Source organism: Streptomyces sp. NBC_00669 (genome assembly GCF_036226785.1).
Lineage (GTDB): Bacteria > Actinomycetota > Actinomycetes > Streptomycetales > Streptomycetaceae > Actinacidiphila.
Genome location: NZ_CP109018.1, coordinates 1,486,927 through 1,511,180, shown reverse-complemented (window position 1 = coordinate 1,511,180; position 24,254 = coordinate 1,486,927). Strand labels below are relative to the sequence as shown.

The 24,254-nt window shown below is 72.3% G+C and carries 17 protein-coding genes; 6 read left to right on the top strand and 11 right to left on the bottom strand.

What is annotated here, in order from left to right:
• Nucleotides 1-34: 34 nt before the first annotated feature.
• A complete protein-coding gene (locus OG896_RS06045; protein WP_329363109.1) occupies nt 35-1,921 on the bottom strand; it encodes a non-ribosomal peptide synthetase in 1,887 nt (628 codons plus the stop codon).
• 114 nt (nt 1,922-2,035) lie between these two features.
• Here OG896_RS06045 and OG896_RS06040 point away from each other — a divergent pair, with 114 nt between their 5' ends.
• A complete protein-coding gene (locus OG896_RS06040; protein WP_329363107.1) occupies nt 2,036-3,706 on the top strand; it encodes a PhpK family radical SAM P-methyltransferase in 1,671 nt (556 codons plus the stop codon).
• On the opposite strand, the gene OG896_RS06035 is transcribed toward OG896_RS06040, so the two are convergent.
• From OG896_RS06035 to OG896_RS06025, 3 genes are all read right to left on the bottom strand, one after another.
• Nucleotides 3,695-7,216, bottom strand: coding sequence for a condensation domain-containing protein (locus OG896_RS06035; RefSeq protein WP_329363104.1), 3,522 nt, complete (start codon nt 7,214-7,216; stop codon nt 3,695-3,697). The two genes, OG896_RS06040 and OG896_RS06035, sit on opposite strands and share 12 nt — an antisense overlap.
• Nucleotides 7,209-10,304, bottom strand: coding sequence for a non-ribosomal peptide synthetase (locus OG896_RS06030; RefSeq protein WP_329363102.1), 3,096 nt, complete (start codon nt 10,302-10,304; stop codon nt 7,209-7,211). Before OG896_RS06030 ends, OG896_RS06035 begins: the two co-directional genes overlap by 8 nt.
• 96 nt (nt 10,305-10,400) lie before the next feature.
• Nucleotides 10,401-10,616 (bottom strand): MbtH family protein, encoded by a 216-nt coding sequence (locus tag OG896_RS06025; RefSeq protein ID WP_329363099.1) that lies wholly within the window; start codon nt 10,614-10,616, stop codon nt 10,401-10,403.
• A 295-nt stretch (nt 10,617-10,911) separates the two neighbouring features.
• Between OG896_RS06025 and OG896_RS06020 the strand changes: the two genes are divergently transcribed.
• From OG896_RS06020 to OG896_RS06010, 3 genes are read left to right on the top strand one after another with little or no spacing between them, the layout of a single operon-like run.
• On the top strand, nt 10,912-12,111 hold the full coding sequence (locus tag OG896_RS06020) for a cytochrome P450 (RefSeq protein WP_329363097.1): 1,200 nt from the start codon (nt 10,912-10,914) through the stop codon (nt 12,109-12,111).
• On the top strand, nt 12,111-13,409 hold the full coding sequence (locus OG896_RS06015) for an MFS transporter (protein WP_329363095.1): 1,299 nt from the start codon (nt 12,111-12,113) through the stop codon (nt 13,407-13,409). The genes OG896_RS06020 and OG896_RS06015 overlap by 1 nt, the downstream gene beginning before the upstream one ends.
• Before the next feature lie 40 nt (nt 13,410-13,449).
• The gene (locus OG896_RS06010) at nt 13,450-13,641 is read left to right on the top strand and encodes a ferredoxin (protein WP_329363094.1); all 192 of its coding nucleotides are present in this window, start codon (nt 13,450-13,452) and stop codon (nt 13,639-13,641) included.
• 122 nt (nt 13,642-13,763) lie between these two features.
• Here the strand turns inward: OG896_RS06010 and OG896_RS06005 are convergent, their stop codons facing one another.
• The 7 genes from OG896_RS06005 to dpgA all read right to left on the bottom strand — a co-directional run bounded on the left by OG896_RS06005 (nt 13,764) and on the right by dpgA (nt 22,032).
• Nucleotides 13,764-14,621, bottom strand: a complete 858-nt coding sequence (locus tag OG896_RS06005) for a ParB N-terminal domain-containing protein (RefSeq protein WP_329363092.1) — start codon at nt 14,619-14,621, stop codon at nt 13,764-13,766.
• A 407-nt stretch (nt 14,622-15,028) separates the two neighbouring features.
• Complete coding sequence (locus OG896_RS06000; RefSeq protein WP_329363090.1) at nt 15,029-15,907, bottom strand: hypothetical protein; 879 nt, start codon at nt 15,905-15,907, stop codon at nt 15,029-15,031.
• Between the two features lie 10 nt (nt 15,908-15,917).
• The gene (locus OG896_RS05995) at nt 15,918-17,345 is read right to left on the bottom strand and encodes a condensation domain-containing protein (RefSeq protein ID WP_329363088.1); all 1,428 of its coding nucleotides are present in this window, start codon (nt 17,343-17,345) and stop codon (nt 15,918-15,920) included.
• 13 nt (nt 17,346-17,358) lie between these two features.
• A complete protein-coding gene (locus OG896_RS05990; RefSeq protein WP_329363086.1) occupies nt 17,359-18,699 on the bottom strand; it encodes an aminotransferase-like domain-containing protein in 1,341 nt (446 codons plus the stop codon).
• Nucleotides 18,696-20,192 (bottom strand): enoyl-CoA hydratase/isomerase family protein, encoded by a 1,497-nt coding sequence (locus tag OG896_RS05985; RefSeq protein WP_329363083.1) that lies wholly within the window; start codon nt 20,190-20,192, stop codon nt 18,696-18,698. Before OG896_RS05985 ends, OG896_RS05990 begins: the two co-directional genes overlap by 4 nt.
• The gene (gene dpgB, locus OG896_RS05980) at nt 20,189-20,908 is read right to left on the bottom strand and encodes an enoyl-CoA-hydratase DpgB (RefSeq protein ID WP_329363081.1); all 720 of its coding nucleotides are present in this window, start codon (nt 20,906-20,908) and stop codon (nt 20,189-20,191) included. Before dpgB ends, OG896_RS05985 begins: the two co-directional genes overlap by 4 nt.
• A gap of 29 nt (nt 20,909-20,937) precedes the next feature.
• Nucleotides 20,938-22,032 (bottom strand): 3,5-dihydroxyphenylacetyl-CoA synthase DpgA, encoded by a 1,095-nt coding sequence (gene dpgA, locus OG896_RS05975; protein ID WP_329363079.1) that lies wholly within the window; start codon nt 22,030-22,032, stop codon nt 20,938-20,940.
• Nucleotides 22,033-22,580: 548 nt separating this feature from the next.
• Between dpgA and OG896_RS05970 the strand changes: the two genes are divergently transcribed.
• Both OG896_RS05970 and OG896_RS05965 read left to right on the top strand, forming a co-directional pair.
• Entirely contained in the window at nt 22,581-23,303 is a 723-nt protein-coding gene (locus OG896_RS05970; RefSeq protein WP_329363077.1) for an HAD family hydrolase, read from the top strand.
• Nucleotides 23,304-23,661: 358 nt separating this feature from the next.
• The gene (locus tag OG896_RS05965) at nt 23,662-24,249 is read left to right on the top strand and encodes a TIGR00730 family Rossman fold protein (RefSeq protein ID WP_329363076.1); all 588 of its coding nucleotides are present in this window, start codon (nt 23,662-23,664) and stop codon (nt 24,247-24,249) included.
• Nucleotides 24,250-24,254 lie beyond the last annotated feature (5 nt).

The window sequence follows — 24,254 nt, the reverse complement described above, 5'->3', positions numbered from 1 at the left end:
CGATGCCCTCCAGGGCATCGGGCACCGCCGTCGTTCAGCGGACGGCCCGTCCGGCGCGTACCTGGTCGATGAGGGCTCCGAGCGTGGGGCGCCGCAGGAAGTCGCGCAGCCGCAGTCGTACGCCGAGGTCGTCGCGGACGGCGGCGACGAGCCGCCCCGCGAGCAGGGAAGTCCCCCCGGACAGCATGAAGTCGTCGGACGCCGAGGCGCTGTCGACCCGCAGCAGCGCCGTCCACATCCGCCGCACCTGTGCGGCCGCGTCGTCCTCCTCCGGGTCGCCGGCGGGGAGGCCGCTCCCGGCGCCGTCCGGCCGCCCGGCATCCGGCACCGGCGGGCCGGCCGGGGGGAGGACCGGAACCGGCAGCGCCCGCCGGTCCACCTTGCCGTTCGCGTTGCGCGGCAGCCGCTCCAGGCCGATCACCACCGCGGGCACCTCGTGTTCGGGCAGCCGTCGCAGCAGGAAGCGCCGCAGTCCGGCGGGCACCGTCGCGCCGGGCCCGTCCGTGCCGGCCACCACGTAGGCCACCAACTGGGTCCGGCCGTCGTGATCCGGGACGCCGACGACCTCCGCGGCCAGGACGTCCGGGTGTTCCAGGACGGCCGCCTGCACCTGGCCCGGCTCCACCCGGTGGCCGCGCACCTTGACCAGGTCCCCGGTCCGGCCGTGGTGATGCAGCATGCCGTCGCGGTCCAGGACGGCCAGGTCCCCGGTCCGGTAGACGCGCTCGCCGGGGACGGCGGGCCGGGGATGCGGCAGCAACCGCTCGGCGGTGAGCGCGGGGCGGTCCAGATAGCCCCGGGTGAGTTCGGGTCCGGCCACGAACAGTTCACCGACCCCGCCGGCCGGCATCGGCCGCATCGAGTCGTCCAGCACCATCACCCGCACGTCCGGCCAGCTCCGGCCGACCGGCGGCGGCGCGGACCTGCGGGCGTGGCCGGCGGTGTGGGAGGTGCATCTGCGCGTCCAGGGGACGAGGCCGCTGGTGACGCCGTTCGCCTCGGCCGACCCGTAGGACACCGCGGTCTCGTACGGCAGGTGCGGCGGTGCCCAGCGCGCCACCCGGTCCCCGCCGACCGTCACCAGGCTCAGCGGGGTGTCCGACGGCCAGGGCAGCGCCATGAGCTCCTGTGCGGTCAGGGAGTTGAGGAACGCTTTGGTGATCCCCGTCGTGACGAGCCAGTCGCGCAGCTCCGCGGGGGAGGCGACGACGGCGGCGTCGGTGGTGTGCACGCTCGCTCCGTGCGCGAGGTAGGGCCACAACTCGCCGACGCCCGCGGACGAGCCCGGGGAGGCCAGCCAGCTCGCCCGGTCCGAGCCGTGCACGCGGTGCCCGGCCGCGTGGGTCGCGACGCAGTGGCTGACGGATCGATGGGTGATCCCGGTGGGCTTGGCCTCGCCGGTCGATCCGGACGTGTGCACGACGTAGGCGAGATTGTCCGGGTGCACCGGGACGCGAACGGCCCGGTCCTCCGGCCCGCCGATGGCCGAGGCCGCCTGATCGACCGGCAGGACCTCGCAGCGGGCGGTCGCGGCGGCCGGGGGGAGCGCGGCGGGACGGGCCAGCAGGACCCGGGGCGGGGTCGCCGCCAGGAGTGCCGTGGTGCGCTGGTGCGGCCACCGGGGGTCCAGCAGATGCGCGGTGCCGGCGGACTTGAACACCGCCAGGAGCGCGACCAGCAGGTCCGCCGAGCGGTCCAGGTACAGCCCGACCGGTGTCTCGCGGCGGACGCCGCCCGCGCGCAGCACGCGGGCGAGCGCGTCGGCGCGCAGGTCGAGTTGGCGGTACGTCAGCTCCGACGAGGCGTCGGTGAAGGCGAGGCGGTCGGGGGTCCGCCGCGCCTGCGTCTCGATCAGCCGGTGCACCGGAGTCCTGCTCTGTTTCATTTCGTCCGACTCGGCGATGGTGGGTTGAGGCGTCATGATGATTCCTGCCTGTGACCGATTTTCGGGATGGGTCTCTTCGGCATCCGCCTTGTCCGTCGGCATGTTCCCTTGTTTCCCGGCGCACCCGGACGCATGTGAGTGAGGTTGACGATGAACTCAAGTCTCGACTGCATGGTGATCGGCTACAACGACCCGCCGCTCTCGTTCCACGAGCACCGGTTGATGGCTCAGGAACCGAAATCCCCGGAACGCCGGGTGTTCATGCGTGAGCACCTCCTGGTGGACGGAGCGCGGCTGGCTCCGATGGATGTCATCAACCACTACGCGGAACGTTTCCAACCGGTCGGCGCCGACCCGTACTACCACGTGGGCGAAGTTCCCAATCTCGCCGCCGTGTATCTCACCAGCTACCTTCGCCGGCAGGGATTCGACGCCGAGTACATCAGCCTGTTCCGGCCGGAGACCTCCCGGCTGGAGGAGGTGCTGGAGCATCGCCGGCCGAAGGTGGTGGCCATCACCACGACGTTCTACCTCATGCCGTGGCCGGTGCACGAGATCTGCCGGTTCGTCCGGGAGCGGTACCCCGAGGCCCATGTCGTCGTGGGCGGCCCGCTGGTGGACAACCTGGCCAACGATCTGTCGGCCGAAGCCCTCACGACCGTCTTCGAGTGGGTCGGCGCGGACTCGTACATCAGGGAGTCCCAGGGAGAGGAGTCCCTGGGACGCCTGGTCAGCGCGGTGCGGCAGGGCACGGAGCCGTCGGACGTCCCCAACCTGTACACCCGGGCCGACACCGGCTTCCGGTTCACCCGCACGCGGCCGGAGGCCAACAGCCTCGACGCGTGCGCGATCGACTGGGGTCTGTGCGACCGGAGCGAGCTGGGCGCGACCGTGCAGACCCGCACCGCCCGCAGCTGCGCGTTCAAGTGCAGTTTCTGCGACTTCCCGGTGCGGGCCGGCGCCTTGAGCGTCGCCTCCGTGGAGACCGTCGAGCGGGAACTGCGGCAGCTCGCGGATCTGGGCACCCGGCATCTGGTCTTCGTGGACGACACCTTCAACGTGCCGATCGGCCGGTTCAAGGAACTGTGCCGGATGATGATCAGGAACGACTTCCCGTTCGAGTGGTATTCGTTCTTCCGCTGCTCGGCCGCCCGCGACACCGAGATATTCGATCTGATGTGGCGCAGCGGCTGCCGGGCGGTCTTCCTCGGTATCGAGACCGGTGACGACTCGGTACTGCGCAACATGGTCAAGTCGAGCAGCGGCGACCAGTACCGATTCGCCATGGAGCAGTTGCACGCGCGGGGGATAGCGACGTTCGCGTCGTTCATCTGCGGATTTCCCGGGGAGACCGAGCAGACGGTCCGGAACACCGTGGATTTCATCAACGAGACGCAGCCGACCTTCTACCGGTCCGAATTGTGGTTCTACAACCACCGTTCGCCGATCCACCAGCAGGCGGAGACCTTCGGCATCACCGGTCAGGGCTACGACTGGTCGCACGCCACGATGGACTCCGGGCGCGCAGCGGACGCGGCGGACGCCGTGTTCCGGGAGGTCACCGGCTCGGTGTGGATGCCCGGCTACAACTACGACTTCTGGGCCGTGCCGTACCTGCTCGGCAAGGGCCTGACGATGGCGCAACTGGTCGATCTCCACACCACCATGAGCCGCCTGATGGCGTTCAACGCCTCGCCGTCGACCGCGCCGGCCGAGCAGGCGCGCCACCGGCGGAAGCTGGAGGAGTGGTTCCGCTCGGTGCGGATGGCGCCGCCCCGGTACCGGATGGCCCAGGACCGGTCCGTGTCCTCAGCGGTCTGAGCGGCTGCCGGCGTCCAGGACGGTGACGAGACGGTCGAGCCGGGCCCTGACGGTGTCCTCGTCCCACAGGTCGGTGGCGTACTCCAGGTCGAGGACCAGCCCCCCGGCCGTCTCCTGCACGAAGAGCGTGAGTTCGAAGCGGCTCACGTCCGCCGTGACCTTCGCCGGCTCCGTCCGGCAGCCGGCCAGGGACAGCGCCTGGAGCTCCGGCCGGACCTGCTGCACCGTGGCCTGGAAGAGGGGCATGCGGTCGAAACTGCGCCTGGCCCCGGCCGCCCGCACGATGTCGGCGAGGGGCAGGTGCTGGTGCTGGTAGGCGTCCAGGCAGACATCGCGGGTCCGTGCCAGCAGGTCCGGGAAGGCCAACTCCGGGTCGTGGTCGACGCGCAGCGGAACGAACCCGGCGAAGCAGCCCACCGTCCCTTGCACCTCCGCGGTCGGGCGGTTGTCGACCAGGGTGCCCAGCACGATGTCCCGCTGCCCGCTCCAGCGGGCGAGCACGGTCGTCAGCGCGGCGGTGACCGCCATGAACACCGTGGCGCGGCAGCGCCGCGCGAGGCCGGCCAGGCGCCGCACCACCGGCGCGGGAACCGTGCGGCGGCAGGAGGCGACCGACAGCGTGGCCCGCTTGCGGCCCGGCGCGATGGGAAGGCGGAGCTCGGCGGCACCGGCGAGGTTGCGCCGCCAGAACGCGGTGGCCGCCGCGCCGCGTTCGCCGGCCAGCCAGGCCCGCTCCCACCGTACGTAGTCGGCGTAGTGGGCGCCGACCGGGGCCGGTACGGGCTCGCGGCCGGTGAGCTGGGCGGCGTAGAACTCGCCCAGGTCGTGGTGGACGACGCCCATCGACGTGCCGTCGGTGACGAGGTGGTGCAGCGTGCAGGACAGCAGGTGGTCCTCGGCGCCGAGCCGGATCAGCGTGGCGCGGACCAGCGGAGCGGTCCCCGTCTCGAACCTCGTGCCGGCGTCGATGCGGGCCAGCCGGACCGCCTGCGCGGCGCGCTCCGCCGCGGGCAGGTCCTCCACCGACAGCAGCGGCATCGCCACCGTGGCGGTGTCGCAGAAGTGCTGGCGGGGGATGTCGTCGACCGCCTCGAACCTGGCGCGCAGACCGGGGTGCCGGTCGATCGTCCGCTGGAGGGCGCGGTGCAGTGCGACGGCGTCCAGCGGGCCGCGTATCCGGTGCGCGAACGCGCTGTTGAAGTCGTCGGCGGCGCCGAGCATAAGGCGTTCGTTGACCCAGATCTGCTGCTGGGCGGCGGACAACGCCGGCTCGCGGTCCGGTCGTTGCCCGGCAGGCGCGGTGGGGGCGGCGCCCGCCACGTCCTGGGTGCGGTCGCGCAGCCGCGCGGTGAGGGCGGCGGCGAGGTCGTGCACCGTCGGGTGGAGGAAGACGTCCCGTACGCCGACGGGAACGCCGAGCGCCTCGGTGAGCCGTACGGCCAGTTGCGCGGCCGCCATCGACCCGCCGCCCAGGGCGAAGAAGTCGTCGTGCGGCCCGACCGTCCTGCCGGGCAGGAGCAGGCTCCACACGTCGGTGAGGGTGCGTTCGAGTCCGGTGTACGGCGGCGGGCCGGCCGTCCCGCGCGGCGTGGCCGGCAGCCGGGCCTCGTCGACGGTTCCGTCCGGCCGGCGGGGGATCTGCGCCAGCACGGTCACCTCGGAGGGACCCCACATCCGCGGCAGCGCCGCCGCGAGGTCCCGCCGGAGGCCGGCCAGGTCCGCGGCGCCGGCCGTCGTCTCGGTCACCACGTACGCGACCGGTCGCGGGTCCTCGCCGTGGGGCGCGGTGAGCGCCGCGTCCCGGACCGCCGGCAGGCCGCGCAGCACGTCCTCCAACTGGTCCAGCTGAACGTCGAGTTGGCCCAGCCTGATCCGGCGCCTGAGCGGTCCGAGCGTCTCGACGCGCCCGTCGGGCAGGCGTCGTGCGGTGCGTCCGGCGGGGGTCGGCGCCGGCCGGCCGTCGGGGCCCGCGACCAGCCGGTGCAGCTCACCGCACGCGCCGACGGGCAGCACGTTGCCGTCGCGGTCGAGGACCACCTCGTCCGCGGCCAGGGCGGTGGACACCTCCGGCGGAGGGAGCATCGCCACCGAGGCGAGCGGCTGGCCGGGGGCGCTCGCGGCGCCGCGGATCAGGCGCGCGAGGTGCGCGACGAACCGGGCGACGGTGTCAGGACCGAACAGGCCGGTGTCGTACTCGACGTGCACCGTCCACGCGCCGGCGTCGAAGACGTGTTCCATCATCAGGTCGAAGCGGGCCCGCGTCCTGGGGACCTCCAGCACGTCCCAGTCGAGGTCCGCGCAGGACAGGTGGGCGTAGTCGCGGTCCCAGATGGTGCAGACGAGCTGGACCAGCGGGGGATGGCTCGGGTCGTAGGCCGGCCGCAGGGCCGCCGCCAGCGCCTCCAGCGGGACCGCGCCGGCGTCGATGGCGTCGAAGACGGCGTCGCAGGCGGCGTCGAGGAGGCGGTCGACCGTGCTGCCGCCGTCGGGCCGCAGCCGTACCGGGACGAGGTTGGCGAACAGCCCGACGGTGCGGGAGAACCGCTCCGGCCGCGGATCGGTGGCGGTGCCCAGCAGCAGGTCGCCGCGGCCGGTACAGCGGTAGACCAGCGCGCCGGACATCGCGGCGAGTACCGCCAGCCGGCTTCCCCCGCAGCCGGCTGCCAGCCGGGTCAGCGCCTGACGGGTCTCCTCGTTCATCGGGAAGGCGTCGCGCCGGCCGCGGAAGTCCTTGACGGCGGGGCGCAGCCGGTCGGCGGGCAGTTCGGCGAGGGTCGGCGCCCCGGCGAGCGCGTCCGCGCGGCGGTCCAGCTCGTCCTGCCAGGCGGTCGCCCCGAGCAGGTGCTGCCGGCGGGCGTACGCGAGGTAGGACGGCGCGTCGGGCAGCGGGGGCGGGACCGCGCCCCGGGCCGAAGCGGCGTACCACTCCACCAGTTCGCGCAGCAGCAGGCGCAGCGACCAGCCGTCGCAGACGAGATGGTGGACCGCGAGCACGAGGGCGTGGTCGTCGGGGCCGAGCCGGACCAGCGTCCAGCGCAGCAGCGGTCCGCGCGCGGTGTCGAAGGCGGCCTCGGTGCGCTGTCGGGCGAGTCCGAGCACCCGCTCCAGCCGTACGTCGGGCGGCACATGGCTCAGATCGACCAGGTCGTCGCCCCAGGGGTCGGCGTACCGGGCCGCCGCGGGCGCCGGCCAGACCGCCTGGACCGGTTCGCCGTCCTGGAGCGGGAAGGTGGTGCGCAGCGCCTGGTGGCGTCCGACGAGCGCGACCAGGGCCCGGTGCAGGTGCTCGGGCCGCAGAGTGCCGCTCAGCCGCAGCAGGCAGCCCTCGTTGTACAGGCCGGTCGGCGGGGCGTTCTGGTCGGCGAGCCAGATCTGGCGCTGCTGCGGGGACAGCGGGCCGGTGTCGACGGGTCCGGCGTCGAGGGGGTGGGAGTCGAGGGGGCCGGCGTCGACGGGGACGGTGTCGAGGGGACGGGAGCCGGGCGCCCGCCCGCCGCCCTCGTCACGCATGGGCCGGCCGGCCGTCCACCGCCGCCGCGATACCGAGCACCGTGGGTTCCTCGAAGAACTCCTGCGGCGTGAGGGTGACACCGAACGCCGACTGCACCCGGGACAGGATGCGGAGCACCTGGAGGCTGTTGCCGCCGAGCGCGAAGAGGTCCTCGTCCACGGGCGCGTCCTCCACCCGCAGCACCTCCCGGACGATCTCGCCCACCGCCTTCTGGGTCGCCGTCGGCAGCGGCGCCGCCTCGGGCTGCCCCGGCACCGTGCCGGCGGGCGGGAACGGCAGCGCGGACAGCGCGGCCATGTCGACCTTCCCGCTGCTGTTCGCCGGGAGGCTGTCCATCACCACGAGCGTGCCCGGCACCATGTACGGGGGAAGCCAGTCCGCGGTGAAGGCGCGGATGCCGTCGGCCGCCGCGCCGCCGCCGCGCACCTCGGCGTAGCCGACGATCTCGGTGTCCCCGTCGGGGGTGGTCACCGTGACGGCACAGGCACGGCTGACCTCCGGGTGCCGGCACATGGCCTGCTCGACCTCGCCCAGCTCCACCCGCATGCCGCGGACCTTCACCTGCCGGTCGGTGCGCCCGACGTACAGCAGGTCGCCGTCGGGCAGGCGGCGGACGAGGTCCCCGGTCCGGTACAGCCGCCCGCCACCGGCCGCGCCGAACGGGTCGGGCAGGAACGCCGCGGCGGTCGGCCCCGGCTGGGCGAGATAGCCGCGGGCCAGGCCCGCGCCGCCGAGGTACAACTCGCCCGCCACACCGACCGGTACCGGACGCATGCGTTCGTCGAGGACGTACGCACTGTGGTTGGCCAGCGGGCGGCCGATGGGCGGGTCGTCCTGCCCGGTGCCCGCGCAGACCTTCGCCACGACCTCGACCGTCGCCTCGGCCGGACCGTAGCCGTTCACGAACCGCCGCCCGGGCGCCCACCTCGCGGTCAGCTCCGCCGAGAACGGCTCGCCGCCCACCGACATCACCCGCAGGTCGGGCAGGCCGTCCGGGTCCAGGGTCTCCAGCAGCGAGGGAGTGGTCATCAGCACCGTCGCCCGGCGTTCGCGCAGCACGGTCTGGAGGGCGCCGGGCGTGAGCTTGGTGTCGTCACCCGCGATGTGCACGCTCGCCCCGATCAGCAGGGCGGCGAAGATCTCGAAGACCGACACGTCGAACCACAGCGCCGCGCACTGGGCGATGCGGTCGTCGGCGGACAGCTCGAAGAAGTCCTGCACCATGTCGACGAAATGGGTCAGGGCGGCGTGCTCGATCATCACCGCCTTGGGCCGGCCGGTGCTGCCCGAAGTCGGAATGACATAGGCCAGGTTGGCGGCGGACAGCGGGACCCGGGGGCCGGCGCCCGCCCCCGCGGGCAGGTCGGGCCCGACGAGGTCGAGGGCGACGACCCGCGCGGCCCGGCCGGGCAGCCGCTCCGCGAGCCGCGAGTGGGTCAGGACCGTGCGCACGTCCGCGTCCTGGAAGAGCGCCTCCATCCGGTTGACCGGCATGGCCGGGTCCACCGGCAGGTACGCGGCACCCGCCTTGATCGTCGCCAGCACGGCCACGATCGCGTTGACCCCCCGCTCGTACACGATGGCGCACCGGTGCTCCGGGCGGACACCGATGGCGACCAGGTGCGCGGCGAGCGCGTTCGTGCGCCGGTCCAGCTCCGCGTACGTCAACGTCCCGCCGTGGTCGTCCGCCACGGCGATCCGGTCGCCGTACCGCCCGGCCGCTTCGGCGAACCGTTCCGGCACGGTGCCTCTCCGGTAGTCCCGGAGCGGACCTCTGGCCACCTCCGGCAGCGCCGACTCCCGCGCGGTGACGATGCTCAACTCGCCCACCCGGACCCCTGCCGGGTCGGCCGACGACTGGCGCAGCACCTGCTCGAAGCGTTCCAGCAGCAGCTCCGCGAGTCCGGGCCGCAGGGACCCGGGGCGGTACGCCAGGGCGAGGAGCGGGCCGGACCGCCCGGCCACCTCGTCCCGCGCACCCAGCTCCACGGTGAGGGTGAGGTCGGCGCCGATGTCGTGGTACTCGGGCAGCCGGGTGGTGACCGCCACGCCCGGGACCCAGGGGTCTTTGTCGTGGCCGGGCACGACGGAGACGACGGCCCGCGGGGCGAGGTCGCCGACGGCGTCCCGGTAGGCCGCCGACGGCGTGCCGGCGTGCGAGGCGAGGGCCGCGCCTTCCTCGACGGCGTTCCGGCACCGGTCGGCGAGTTGGGCGGGCGTCGCGGAGGCGGTCAGCGCGAGCCGGACCGGCACGACGACGAGCGGGGCCCCGCCGCGCGGCCCGTCCGCCCGCGGTGAACCGGCGTCGCAGCGGTACGGGCCGGTACCGAACAGCAGGTCGCGCTGCCCGCTGTGCCGGTGCAGCCAGGCCGCGAACGCGGCCTGCACCAGGGCCGGTTCGCCGACACCGAGCCGGGCCGCGACCCGGCCGAGCGAGGCGGAGACGTCCGGCGCCAGAGGGAGGGTCGCGATGCGGGTGTCCGTGCGTCCGGCGTTCGTGCCGGCGTGCTCGGCCGGAAGGCCGAGCCGTTCGGCGCCCTTGAACGCCTCCGCCCACCGGCGCACCTGTTCGGCGCCGCTGTCACCGCCCGGCTCCGCGGAGCGCGGCGTCCGGGCGCTGGACTCCGCGGAGCGCGGCGTCCCGGGGCCGGTCGGCCGCTTCGGGGAGACGCCGGGCTGGCCGGGGCCGCCTGCCGCGGGCTCTCCGCGGTAGTGGCGCGACAGGTCCCGCAGCACGCTCGCGCGGCGCGGTGCCCAGGCCCCGGGCGCGGCCACGACGAGCACGTGGCGATCCGGCGCGAGGACGCACACGGCCGTCCGCGCCGGGGCCTCGGCGGCCACTCCCGCGAGCGCGCCGCTCTCCTCGCGCCGGACCCGGTCGACCGCGTCGTCCTGCTCGGCGGCCGGCAGGTGCCTCAGGTCCAGCGTGCGGGTCATGGCCGGCTGCCCCACGGGCGGGTTCCGCAACGTCACCCGCAGGGTGCGTTGCAGGGCCTGGGAGTCCAGCGGGCCGGTCAGTTCGACCGCCCAGGACAGGACGGACGTATCGGGGGTGTCGTACCGGTCGGTCGCGTCAGCGCTTCGCATGGTCTTCCCGTCTCACGGTTCCAGTCGGCTGCGGGCGGCGGCACCGGGAACCGGTGCTCACCGGGTGCTCCGTCGCGTTCGTCGCCCCGTGGGCGGTCAGTCGTCGGGGTGCTCGCTCATCCAGCGGCGCAGACTGAGCGGCCGCATGTCGGTCCACAGCTCGTCGATGCGGGCCAGGCATTCCTCGCGTGGAGCCGGATCGCCCACGGGGTGCCATCCCGCGGGCAATTCGCGATCACTCCACCAGATCGAATACTGCTCCTCGTCGTTGCGTACCACGAGATAGAACTCTGTGGTCTTCGCATCGAACATGAATCGCCTCCAGAAATCATCGACCCCGGAAAACAACTTCAGCCATGTTCGTGGCACCGGATCGCCGGGTCAACCGTCGTGCCGCCGGCGCGCGGTGGAATCCGGGCGGGCCCGCCCGGTGTCCGTTCCGAGCACGACAACCCGGCGGTGTTCGTGGCATTGTTCGGCATCGGCGAGGCACTCCGCCCCGGTCCCCGGCACCTGTTGAGCTGCGTGGACCCGATCGGAAGACCGCCATGTCCGACTGCCGCTACGGACCGGAGGGCCGACGATGGACGTCAAGGACATCGATCTCATGGATTCGACCATGTTCACCACTCCCCGTGCGCTGCAAGTATTCGCGACACTGCGCAGAAAAGCACCGGTGCACTGGCACCGGGCGCCTGACGGCGGAACCGGATTCTGGGTGATCTCCCGTTATCACGACGTGGTCCACGTGCTGCGGCACCCGGAGATCTTCAGTTCCGAATTCGGCAACATCCTGCCGACCCGGGTGACCCGTGACCCCACCGCGGGACTGATGACGTTCACCACCGACCCGCCGGTCCACACCCGGCTGCGGTCGGTGTTCACCCCCTCGCTGACCGCCCGTTCGGTCGAGAGCATCCGCCCGATGATCCACGACATCGTCGAGGAGATCGTGGACGAGGTCGCGACGGGTGAGTCCTTCGACTTCATGGCGCAGGTCGCCGAGCGGCTGCCGATCGCCGTGTCCTGCGGGCTCATGGGGGTGCCGCGGGAGGACTGGCGGCTCGTCACGAACCTCACGCACGTCTCGCACGGCGTCAAGGACCTCAACCTGGTCGCTCCGACCACCAGCAGGAAGGGTTCCTCGGAGGCGAACCTCGAACTGCTCGCGTACTTCGGCGACCTCGTCCTCCAGCGGCGGCGCAGCCCCCGCGACGACCTGGTGACCAGGGTCGCGCAGGGCGAGGCCGCCGGCGGCGGGCTCTCCGACGAGGAGATCGCGGTCAACTGCTTCGCGCTGACGCTCGGCGGGTTCCAGGCCGACCGCAACGCGATGGGCGGCGGTCTGCTCGCGCTGATGGAACACCCCGACCAGTACCGGCAGTTGGTCGACGACCGGTCGATCATGCCGACGGCGATCGACGAGATCCTCCGCTGGACGACCCCGACCCTGAACCTCGCCCGGGTCGCGCTCGCCGACACGGAGGTCGCGGGGGTGCCGATCAAGAAGGGCGACCGGGTCAGCGTCTGGCTGTACTCGGCCAACCGCGACGAGAGCATGTTCGAGGACCCGCACCTGTTCACCGTCACGCGGCACCCGAACCGGCACCTGAGCTTCGGGAACGGCTCGCACTACTGCGTGGGCACGAACGTGGCCCGGCTGGAGATGGGCACCTTGCTCAACTCGCTCATCGACCGCGGCCTGCGCCCGTACCCGACAGCGGAGCCGACCCGCATCACGTCCTACTTCCAGCAGGGCCTCAAGCGCCTTCCCATCCGCCTGGCCGCCGACGACCAGGCCGCGTGATGGCCACCGGGGAAGCCCAGCGGGAGAAGCCGGCGGTCGAATCGCTGCGCGGGCAGAGCGACTTCCTCAGGCTCTGGACGGGGCAGTCGATCTCCACGCTGGGCAGCAGCATCTCCAGCGTCGCGCTGCCCCTGGTGGCGGTGGTCACGCTCGGCGCCTCGACCATGCAGATCAGCGTGCTGACGTTCCTGCAGACGCTGCCCGCCCTCCCGCTGTCGCTCTTCGTCGGGGTGCTGGTCGACCGGGTCAACCCGCTCAGACTGCTGATCGTCTCGGACCTCGGGCGCGGTGTGGCCGTCGGCGCCATCCCGGTGCTGGCCTACGCCGGCCTGCTCCGCGTGGAGGTGATGTACGTCTGCATGTTCGTCATCGGGGTGCTCAGCACCGTCTTCGACATCTCCTACGGGGCGTACCTGCCGCGCCTGCTGCCGCAGTCGCTGCTGATCGCGGCCAACAGCCGGATGGAACTGACCCGTAACGTGCTGAGCCTGACCGGCAAGGGCGTGGCCGGCGCGGCCATCGCCGTGATGCGCATCCCGTTCGTCGTGGCCGCCGACGCGCTGTCGTACTTCTGCTCGGCGCTCAGCCTCGTGCTGATCCGCCGCAGGTCCGCCGACCCGTCCGGATCGCCGAGCCCCGCCAGGCCGGCGCCCCGGCAGGTGATACGCGAGATCAGGGAGGGCGTCACGGCGGTGTTCGGCAACCGCTATCTGCGTCCGGTGACGGTGAACGCCGCACTGTCCAACTTCCTGACCCAGGTCGTGCTGACGCTCTTCGTCCTGTACGCGACGCGGGACCTGGGGCTGAGCGGCGGATGGATCGGCCTGGTCTTCGCCGGGGGAAGCGTCGGCGGGGTGGTGGGCAGCCTCCTGCTGCCGCGGCTGGTCGAACGGTTCGGGTACGGGCGGGCGTTCCTCGGCTTCATGGTGTGCCTGCGGGCCGGGCTGCTGTGCGTCGGCCTCGTGCACGGCCCGCAGCCGCTGCTGATCGCCGGGCTGACGGTCCTCTGGTTCGTCTCGCTGCTCGGGCTTGTCGGGTCGAACATCTGCCTGGCCGCCCTGCGGCAGGTGGCCGTTCCCGACGAGCTGCGCGGCCGGGCCAACGCGGCGATCATCACGCTCATCGCGGGAGTGACACCGCTCGGCGCGATCCTCGCGGGTGTGCTCGGCTCGGCGATCGGCGCGCACCGCACGATCCTCGGCGTGACCCTGCTGATGCCGCTGCCGCTCCTGCTGGTGGTCTTCTCGCCGATCCGGCGACTGGTCTCGGTCACCGAGACGGCACCGCAGCGGTCCTGAACGGCCCGACCCGACATCCGTCCGACCCAGGAGGTGACCCATGCGCATCGAGGTCTTCCGGGAGCGCTGCTGCGGCTCCGGCTACTGCGCCGCGGCCGCACCCGAACTCTTCGACCAGGACCCGGCCGAGGGGCGGGTGCTGCTGCTGGCGCAGCGGCCCACCCCGGACCAGGAGGCGGCCGCCCGCAGCGCCGCCGACGAGTGTCCGACGATGGCCATCGAGATCAGCTGAGACGTCCGGCCGGCGGGCCCGAAGTGCACGAAGGACCTGAAATGCCCTGCCGGTGCCGCGCGTTGGAGTATGCGGTGTGCAAGTGCGGCTTTTCCGCGGCTGCACACCGCAGGACGCCCGCATCACCGCGCCGGCCGCTGTACGGGCTCGCGCTCGGTCCGGACCGACGTCTCCAGCAGGCCCGCGAGATCCAGCCAGTCCTGCGCGTAGATCCTGAAGAGCGTGGCAACGGCCGTCACACGGTGCTCGGGAATGGTCTCGATCACCTTGCGGCGCAGCGCGAGCGCGGGCCGCAGGCCGAGCAGCCGCAGCAGGTCGCGGCCGCTGGCGCGGTACCTGAGCGTCGGGTCCTGCCGCAGCTCCTGAAGGATCGACTCGGCGTCCTTCGCCGGCACATCGGCCGACGCCGCACCGGCGCGCGCCGCCGTGCGCGGCCCACCGGTCTCCTTGCCCGTCTCGGCGAGCGCCGGTGTGCGCGGCTGGAGCGGGACGAGGCCGCGCACCGTCGCGGGCTTGCCGCGGTCCATGCTGTCGCGGACCCGGCGGACGGTCCCGGGCGAGACCCCCGCCCACTTCGCGATCTGGCGCAGCGCCGCCTGGGGGTGCGCGCTGAGGAGTTCGGAGGTGGTCTGCCGTCTGGCGGCACCGTCCACCGGCCGGACCCTTCCGTCCAGGCCGATCCGCCGGGTCTGCGCCGGCAGGTCCTCGGCGTGACGGTGCCTCAGTGCCCGGACGGTCTTGTCCGACACACCCGCCGCGCCGCCGATCGCGCGGTCGGACCACTCGGGGTGCAACTCGATGATCCGCAGTGCCGCGGACTTGCGGTCCGCCAGGGTCAGGGGGAGGCCGTGGGAGACGTTGGCCGCCACGCCGCGCAGGAACGCCTCCGCGTCCGAGATGTCCAGCAGCCGGGCCTCGATCTCCGTGCGCCCTTGGAGCTGTGCGGCCCTCAGCCGGTGCATACCGTCGATGACGCGCATCGAACTCGCCTGCACCAGGATGGGAGGCAGTTTTTCCGTGGATTCCGACAGAATTCTGACGTGTGCTTCGTCGACCCCGGCCGCTCTGATAGGTTCACCGACAGTTATTTCGTCGAGGCGTACACGGGTGACGTTCCCCGATTCTGCCCCGACAATTCCGCGATCCTCCCCGCCCAGCAAGCCGTACCTCCATGATTCGAAGGGCCGAAGATCGCCTGTCCGAGAAAGACCTACGGAGAGTGATAATCCGCCCTGGGTTCCGCGCCCTCCTGGTCTGCTGAAAATAGATGCCCGGATCATGTTCGCACAACCCTGCGGATGTCGATTTTAGCGACGGGTTGTCAAATCCCTTGTCAGCTCACTTTGTTTCCAGTTTCCCTTTCTGTCGAATTGCCGACCTTTGCACTTCACCGCGGCCGGCCCGGCGATGCGGATATGTCCCGAATATGACCCACCGCCTCGTGGGCCCAGGCCCCGAGCAGGGGCAGGACCTGGTCGGGGAAGAGCTCGCTCTGCGCCTCGACCGCCCAGTTGAGGCGCAGCAGCCAGTGCACCGCGACCGTCGTCGGGTCGACGAACGGGTGCGGATCGATCCCCGCCGCGACCAGCAGGGAGACCAGGTCGACCTCCGGAGGGGCGAGGATCGGCCGCTGCCAGTCGATCAGCCGGTAGCCGTCCGGGGTGACGAAGATCTGGTCCGCCTTCAGGTCCCCGTGCGCCAGGCGGGAGCCGTCCTCGAGCAGCGCCTGGACCGGGGCCGACGCCGCCCACGCCCGCACGTGGTCCAGGTCGTCCGGTCCGGTGCCGGCGAGCCGCCCCCGGGCCAGCAGCCCCGACCATCGGCCCAGCAGCCGGTCGACCGCCTCCGACCAGGCCCCGGGCGAGCCGACGTCCAGGTACGACGGCGGTTCACCGCCGATCTCGCCGATCAGGGCGATGACCTTCCGGGCGTGCGCGACGAGCCCGTCCGCGTCGTGCTCGGTCTGCGACAGCAGGGGCGCCGCGATCCAGTCGAGGGCCATCATCCGCACCCGGCCGAGCCGTCCGAGGTCGCGGTGGGCCGGCAGGAGCACGGAATCCGCCGCCGCGTAGAACTCCGGCTCGACGGAGGGCGGCAACTGGGCCTTGTAGACGAGTCTCCTGCCGTCCGCGAGGCGCACTTCCTCGACGCAGGAAAGGGGCCACGCCTGGATCACGCGGCGTTCCGCGGGGCGAGCGCCGAGCAGCCGCTCCAGTTCGTCGTCCGAGTACAGCAGAAGGTCGGTGAAAACAGGGTGGTTCGGCATGACGGGAATCTTATGCGAGAGCAAGGCACCGGCGGGCGAGAGAAAGCGTATCGACATGAGGGTCGCGGGCCGCTTCCGTCAGCACCGACTCCACCGCCCGCAGGATCTGTGTCGGACCCACCGGGAAGAAACGCCGGTCCAGATAGAGAAAGACCTCCGCCACGGGTGCGACCCGTGCCACCGTGAAGAGAAACTTCGATTCCCTGTCCGGTTCGCCGTCCGGCATCCGGCGGTATACCGAACCGCCGTCGCAGCAGGCCGCGTCGTGGTCCGGGCCGCCGCGCGCGGTCAGGCCCCGTGCCGCCGCCACGGCTCCCGTCTCATGGTCCGGCACCGGGCCGATCGGCTGGCTGACGTCGTTCAGGAACACGCACTGCTTGAACTCCTCCCCCCGGTCCCGAAGCGCGGAGTCGATCACGCCCTCCATCTCGTCCGGGTTGCACTGGCTGTACTGGACGGCCTGGAGCGAGGCCGCGGCCGCCCGCAGGAAGTGGGCTCGGATCGGTCCGGGCTCCACCTTCAGCCGGAACAGTCCGTTCAGGTTCAGCGTCGCCACCGAGTACCGCGCCTGGCGCCGGAACCTCGTCACCACCAGGCTGCGCAGAGCGAGATCGGACTCGCCCAGTGCGGCCGACAGCACCAGGGACACCGCCCCGGCGAGCACGGCGGGACTGCTCACCTTGTCGCGCACCACGATGTCCCGTACGGCGCGGGCGATGTGGTGCGAGTGCACGCTTCCGCGCTCCGCCAGCGCCTTGCTCTCGGGGCCGCCGGCGAACATGACCGACGGGACCTCGTCGAAGGCCCGCTGCCAGAAGCGCAACGTCCGCCGTGCGGCCAACACGCCGGCTTCCGATCGTTCGAACTCCGCCCGCTCCAGGGGCTGTTCGGACTGCCCGGCGTAAGAGCGCAGCGCGCCGGGACCCTTCGTGAGGAGCTCGTCCACCATGCGCCGGACGATCTCCACGCTCCAGCCGTCGACGGCGACGTGCGAGAACGCCGCGGCCACCTTCACCACCTGTCCGCCCGACGTCACGATGCCCAGACGCAGCGGGACATCCGTCGCGAGGTCGAAGGAAGTACCCAGAAGCCGCGCGAGCAGGAGCTTGGTGTGCTCGGCCGGCGCATCGGAGCCGGCGTCGCTGAGCACGACCGGGACCTCCCCCGAGCCGTGGACCTCCTGCCGCGGCCAGTCGCCGTCACTGCGAAAGGTCGTGCGCAACGTCTCGCACGCGGTCAGCAACTCCTCGAAGGCGGCGAGCACATCGTCGACGCGGACGCCCGGCGGCACCGACCACACGCACGGCAGGTTCCGCCGGTACGCGGTCTCGCCCTCCCAGCGGATGACGGACCAGATCGCGTACTGCGACCAGGTCATGGGGCCGCTGCGCCGGTCGAGGCCGGAGAACCGGAGCACCAGCCTGCGTTCCGCGTCCATCGTGATACCTCCGTCATGGCGTGACACGTGGTGTTGCGCCCCCGGGCGCCGGCAGGCCGGCGAGGAAGCGGGCCAGCCGGGTCGCTCCCTCCCGGATGCGCTCGGGGGTGAGATAGCTGCACGACAGGCGCAGTTCGTTGTCCCCGCCGCCGCCGATCCAGAAGGGGGACATCGGGGTCCACAGCACTCCGTAGCGGGCCGCGGACAGTTCCAGCAGGGCGGTGTCCACCGGAACCGGCAGCCGCATGCGGACGAAGAAGCCCCCGGCCGGCCGCTGCCACACCGGACCGGGGGGTTCCGCGGACGCCTCGCGGGTGTCGAACCGCCCCGCGGGTCCGACGTGGCGTTCCAGGGCGGCCAGCAGCGCTCGCAGGTTGCCGCGGTAGAAGGCGGACCGCCGGGCGGTGAACGGGGCCAGCGACCCGCCGTGTTCCAGCAGCATGCCGCCGATCACGGCCTGGCACAGCGGCGAGGTGTTCACCGTGACGGCCCCCTTGAGCGCCGCGAGGTGGTGGGCCAGCGGCCGGCTGCCCTCCGGCCCGCGGGTCCGCTGGTCGGCCAGCACGTATCCCACCCGGGTGCCGGGCAGGCACACCTTGGAGAAGGTCCCGAGATGGATCACCGACTCGTCCTGGTCCAGGGCCTTCAGCGGCGGCAGGACGTCGCCGCCGGCCGCGGTGAAGCCGTACGCGCTGTCCTCGATGACGAGGAACCCCTCACGGGCGGCGGTCTCCAGCAGGCGCCGCCGGGAGGGCAGGTCCATCCGGGTACCCGAGGGGTTGGCGAAGTCCGGTGCCACGTACAGGGCCCGGACGCGCCGGCCGCGGCGACGCTCGTCCGCGCAGACCTGTTCGAGCCGGCCGAGGTCCGGGCCGGCGCCCATGTCCTCGACCGGTACGACCGGGATGTCCAGGAACCGGGCCGCGCCGGTGATCCCGACGTAGGCGGGATCGACCACCGCCAGGACGTCCTCGGCCGATCGGCACAGCGCACGGAGGGTCAGGAGCATGGCCTCCTGGGCGCCGGCGGTGATCACCACGCTGTCGGGCCCGCAGGCGATGCCCAGGTCCGTGCGCAGCGCCTCGGCGACCAGATCGTTGATCAGCCCGCGGGCAGGCCCGTACTCGTAGAGCAGCAGCCGGGCGGCGGCTCGGTCGAGACCCCGTTCACGGGCGAGGTGGCCGACGTAGCGGTCGAGCAGCGCGGGGATGTCGAGGTCGGCGAAGAAGTCGGGGTGCGGCGCTCCGGGGGCGAACGAGATCGCCGTCGGATGGCGCGCCATCACCTCGTTGAGGTCGCCGACCGCGGACAGCGCCGGGTCCGACACGGCGGGATGCAGCTCACGGGCACTCACGCGCACGGGCCCCGACCTCGTTCCGCGGCGGGACGGCCCGGCAGCGACCGGGTCAGCTTGTCGATCACGTCCGGGCTGTTGACGCGTACGGCCTGGGCGTAGGCGAACTCCGCCATGTAGGTGCGGAACAGGTCCAGGGGTTCCTCGGCCGCCACCAGAGCGTGCTTGTTCGCGACCACGGCGGGGTCGGCCAACCGCGCCGCCGCCGCCTCGACCGCGGCTGTCACCTGTTCCGGCGGCACCACCTCGTCGCACAGCGCGCGGGCTTCCGGTTCGGTCGCGGCGATGCGTCTGCCGGACAGGACGACCTGCCGCGCCAGCCGGCCGCCGACCAGCCGCGGCAGCCGCAGATCGGCGGCTCCGGGGATGATGCCCTCCTGGGCCGCGGGCAGGCTGAAGTAGGCGTCGGCGGCGGCGATCACCACGTCGAAGACGAGCAGGAGTTGCATGCCGCCGCCGATCGCGAAGCTGTCCACGGCCGCGATCCACGGCTTCTGCGCGAACCGGGGCGGGGCGAAGGGGTCGGCGGAGGAGTCGGCGGAGTGGCCGGCGAAGGTGCCGCCGGAGGACCTGGCGAAAGGATCGGCGGGGGACCCGGCGGGGGGCTCGTCCAGCACGCCGCGGAGGATCTTGCTGACGTAGCCCAACTCCCGGCCGAGCAGGAAGTCCACGAAGGAGATCTGCCCGCGGTGGAGGTGGCGCAGGTTGATGCCGGCGCTGAAGACGCGCCGCCCCCGGTGCCGGGGATGGTCCATCACCCCGCCGCGGAGCACCCCGACCTTGATCCGGTCGTCGCACAGCGCCAGGTCGACGGCCGTCTCCATGGCGTCGCCGAGCGCGTTGTCCTCGGCATTGAGGCAGTAGCCGTTCGTCACGGTCAGGTGCGCCGCCGTGCCCCGCCGTTCCACCCGCACGGACCCCAGGTCCATGCGGTCGGTACGGCGGAAACGGGGCAGCAGGTCGAGGGCGCGCGGCGACGGCTGGAGCATCGAGGCCAGCAGGTGGCGGCCGGCCGTGGGCGCGCGCAGCACTCCGCGTACGAAGATCCCCTGGTCGATCTCCGACCCGTCCTTGTCCGCCTGCGCCAAGGCGGCCTGCTCGGCCATGTGCGCACGGGTGGGTACCAGGCCCGGGTAGCGGTCGGCGGCGCGGTGCAGGAGTTCCGCCAGCCGTGGACGGGCGGTACGGCGGTCAGTCAGCTCGTCGTACACCGCGTCGGCGTGGCGGCCGATGAAGCGTGCGCGCAGTGCGCGGCATGCGTCCTGGACGGACGGCGCGCACTGCGCGACCTCGCCTGCCCCCTCGCCGTTGCCTTCGCCCTTGCCCTCGCCGCTCCCGTGCGCGGCCTTCGGTCGTGGTGGGGGCAGTTCGGCCGCGGCGGCGATGTGGGCGCGCAGCGCTTCCGCGTCCTTCGCGAGGCCGGCGGTGAACTCCGGTGCGCCGGCGAGCCAGTCCGCGGTTCGCCGGTACCGTACGGTCTCGGTGCCGGTCATCGGCCGCCGCCCGTGGGCGGCAGCGGCGTCACCGGCCGGCGCCGCCCGAGGCGGCGCAACTCGCGGTCGCAGGCGCTGAGATGGGCACCGAGCGCGTCCTCGTAGGGGGAGGAGGCGGCCTCCCGGATCAGCTGGCGGCGCACCGCGACCTCGGCGCCGGCCAGTTCGCCGAGGAGGACGACCGCCGCCCGTACCGCCGCGTCCGTGTCCGCGCGGCACTCGTCGACGACTCCCGCCTCGAGTGCCTGGCGGGCGGACAGTTCGTGCCGCCACAGCACCAACTGGCGGACGTGCGCGGGGGACACCTGCTGGGCCAGCCGGAACACGGCTGTCCCCGGCCAGAGTTGACCGGCGTTGACGGGCAGGCGCAGCCGCAGGTCGGCGCCGGCTATCCGGTAGTCGGTCGCCAGGAGGAGGTCGAAGGCGGCCCCCGCGCAGGTCCCTTCGGCAACGGCGATGGTGACCGCGGGGAGCCGTTCGAGCCGGCGCACGGCACGCTCCCAGCGGTTCACCTCCTGGATGGTGACGTCACCGGGCCACCCTTCCCCCGGCGTGCCACCGTCGACGAGCCTCAGCACCAGGCACCGGCGGTCCGCCTCGGCCTGCTCGCAGACCTCCCGTACGGCATCGGTCAGTACGGGGAGCGGGTGCCCGGCGCCGATCCGCAGTACCCGCTCGGCATGCTCGTGGCGGCTGCTCGTGTCGTGTTCGTACATGTCCGTCCCTTCCAGGAGCCGGTAGGCGCTCACCAGCGCAGCAACGCCGTCTCGATCGCCGCACCCGGGCCCATGGTCATCAGCACTCCGTGGTCCCCGGGCCGTGGGGTGCCCTCGTCGAGCAGACGCTGGTAGGAGAAGAGGAAGGACCCGCTGGACAGGTTGCCGTGCTCCCTGAGCACCCCTGTGGTGTGGCGGAGTTCGTGCCGGGTCAGGCCGAGGTTGACCCGCAGCGAGTCGATGACCTTCTTGCCCCCGGAGTGCACCACCCAGTGCGCGATGTCGGCCCGCCGGAGCCGGTGGGCGGAGAACAACCGGTCCACCGTCTCCTCGACGTGGGCTCCCACCACGTAGGGCACGTCGGGAGCGAGCAGGAAACTCAGCTTCCCGAGGCGGTCGTCCCAGGCGAAACGCATGGCGTCGGCCGTGCCGGGGATGGTGCTGCTGGCGTAGTCCAGGACGGCCGGCGAGTTCCCGGCACCGGGGCCCGCGACCACCGCGACGGCCGCCGCACCGTCTCCGAACAGGCTGTTCACCACGGCGTTGGGCATGCCGCCGTCGATGACGTATGCCGCCGAGCACACCTCGATGCACACCATCAGCGCCAGCTCCCCGGGGTGGCCGCTGGCCCAACCGGTCACGGCGGAAAGGGCGTTGAGGCCGGCGTTGCAGCCCATTCCGACCACGTCGATGCGGGAGCACCGGTCGGACAGCCCGAGTTCCCCGATCAGCAGGGCGCTGAAGCCGGGCGTGAGGAGTCCGGTCGAGGTGACGGCGCACACGTAGCGGACATCCGACAGCTGGGCGCCCGCCTGCTTCAGGCACGCGCGCATCGCGTCGGCGCCGATGTCGAGCCCGGTCGACAGGTGCCGGTTCCGCAGTTCGCCCTGGGTTTCGGCGGGAGGGGGACAGCCGGGCTCGGCCGGGGGCAGGTCGAGGTAGCGCCGGTCGATGGCACTGTTGGTGAAGACCGACCTGATGCGCGGATCGGTGATCCGGAACAGGTCGAGCAGTTCCCGCTGGGTGTACGAGACCGGTGGCAGCGCCGTGCCGACCGCGGTGATGTGCGGCAGTGCCGGGGTGCGCTTCCCGGTGTCCTCGCGAGCGGCTGGCCCGGTGGTCATCAGGAGCGGCCCTGGGCCCGGCGTCCGCCGCCGGGGCCGGGGCCGGGGCCGGCGGGCCGGACGGAGCAGGCGGCCCATATGTTCTCGGCAGAGTAATTCTCCTGCATGAAGGCTCCTCTTCGAAAGCAGAACCGTTCGCGGTGAGGGTGCCGTGAAACAAAAGGATCGAACTGTCGAGGCGGCCGGTGAAGGGGAAATGCCTGCCGCGTCAGCGAGTGTTCAATGCCCTTCCCGCCGATGTCAAGCACCTGCCGATCGGCCCACTTCTGGCCCCTTGGGCCGGACTCCGGCCCGAGTGCGAGGAATTTGGCGGGTGTTGACTTCGCACCATGCCGGCTCTACGGTCATACCGCCGCCTCAAGGCCCATGGGGGAGGGCTGCGTTCGCCACGGGGCGAATTCCTCCGACCGGAAATCCCGGGCGGCCGATTCACCGACGGGCGGGGCGGGTTCTCCCCTTGGGAGGTCCTGGCCCGACACCCCACCGCGCACCCACGGGACGCCCGCGCGCCGGCACCTGCCCGGCGGAAGGGCCGGAAGGGACGACACGTGCCGATCCGGGGCGTGCTCTTCGACGTCGACGACACGCTGTTCGACTACTCGTCCTCGGAAGAAGTCGGCGTGCTCTCCCACCTGCGGGCCGAGGGACTGCTCGAACGGTTTCCCGACCCTGCCACCGCCGTCGCGCTCTGGCGGACCATCATGGAGCAGCAGTACGCCCGCTTCGTCAAGGGCGAACTCACCTTCCCCGGGCAGCAGCGCGAACGTGCCCGGGAATTCCTGCTCCGCATCGGACGGGCCACGCGCGCCGAGCTGTCGGACCGGATGGTCTCCGCCTGGTTCGCCGGGTACGAGGCCCATCGCAACGCCGCCTGGGCCGGGTTCGCCGACGCCGAGCCCGCGCTGAGAAGGCTCGCACCCGCCTACCGCCTCGGGATCGTCTCCAACTCCTCCGCCGACCACCAGCGTCGCAAGCTCGAAGCCATCGGCCTTCTGTCCTACTTCGGCACCGTGCTGGTCTGTTCCGACCAGCACGGCGCGGCCAAACCCGCGCGCAGCATCTTCCTCGCCGGCTGTGCCTCGCTGGGCCTGCGACCGCACGAAGTGGCCTACGTCGGCGACAAGTACGAGATCGACGCGGTGGGTGCCCGTGACGCGGGACTGCACGCGTACTGGCTCGACCGGGCGAACTCCGGTGCGGGCATGGACGTCGGCGGGAGTATCCGCGTCATCCGCTCCCTCGACGAACTTCCGGTCGCCCTCGCGGGCTGAACTCCGCGCGACGTCGCCCGCCCGCCGACCCGTTTCCGCCGGATTCCGCATCCGGCACGGAGGCCGGGCGCGCCGGCCCGCACCGTTCCCTCGCACGGGCGGCGAACGGATTCCGGCCAGGTGCGGGTGATGATCAGCCGGGTGCGGAAGGGGTGTTGACGCCGGATTGTTTCTTGATCTACCGTCACTGGGTCCACGAAGGATTCCCACACCGCCCTGTCGGCTCCCCGCATTCCTTTATGCGCGCCTCTCCCGCGAGGAATACCAATTCCGTTCCCGAGCCGTGAACGAGAATGGGGAGAACGAGCGGAATCGACGACACGCGGTCCGTATGAACGCCCTTTGTGAGGTGGCCCCCATGGACTCACCGGCTGTCGCCGTGTTCTGCGGTTCGTCGCTCGGCAGCAGACCCTCGTACGCCGCCGCGGCCCGGCAGGTCGCGGCGTACTGCGCCGAGGCGAAGGCCGACCTCGTATTCGGTGGATCGGCCGTCGGGTTGATGGGGGTGATGTGCGACGAGGCCGCAGCTCTCGGGGTGCGGACGATCGGCATCACCCCGCAGCACCTGGCGGACATCGAACCGCCGTCGGCGAGCGTCGGCGAACTCGTACTCGTCGAGGACATGCACGAGCGCAAACGCCGGATGATGGAGCGCTCCGACGCGGTGCTGGTGCTGCCCGGCGGCGTGGGGAGCCTGGACGAGGCGTTCGAGGCGATCACCTGGCGGCAGATCGGGCTGCACGAGAAGCCGATCGTGTTCGCCGACATCGACGGGTACTGGGGCCCGTTGCGCGCACTGGTCGACCACATGCAGGCCGAAGGGTTCGTCTCCGCCCAGGTGCGCGCGAACTTCACGCTCAGCGCGTCGCTGGACGACGCGTTCCGGGTGATCGGGGCGGCGCTTCGCAGTCGAGGGGCATGGACCGACGGCCCGAACCCGAACTAGTCCGC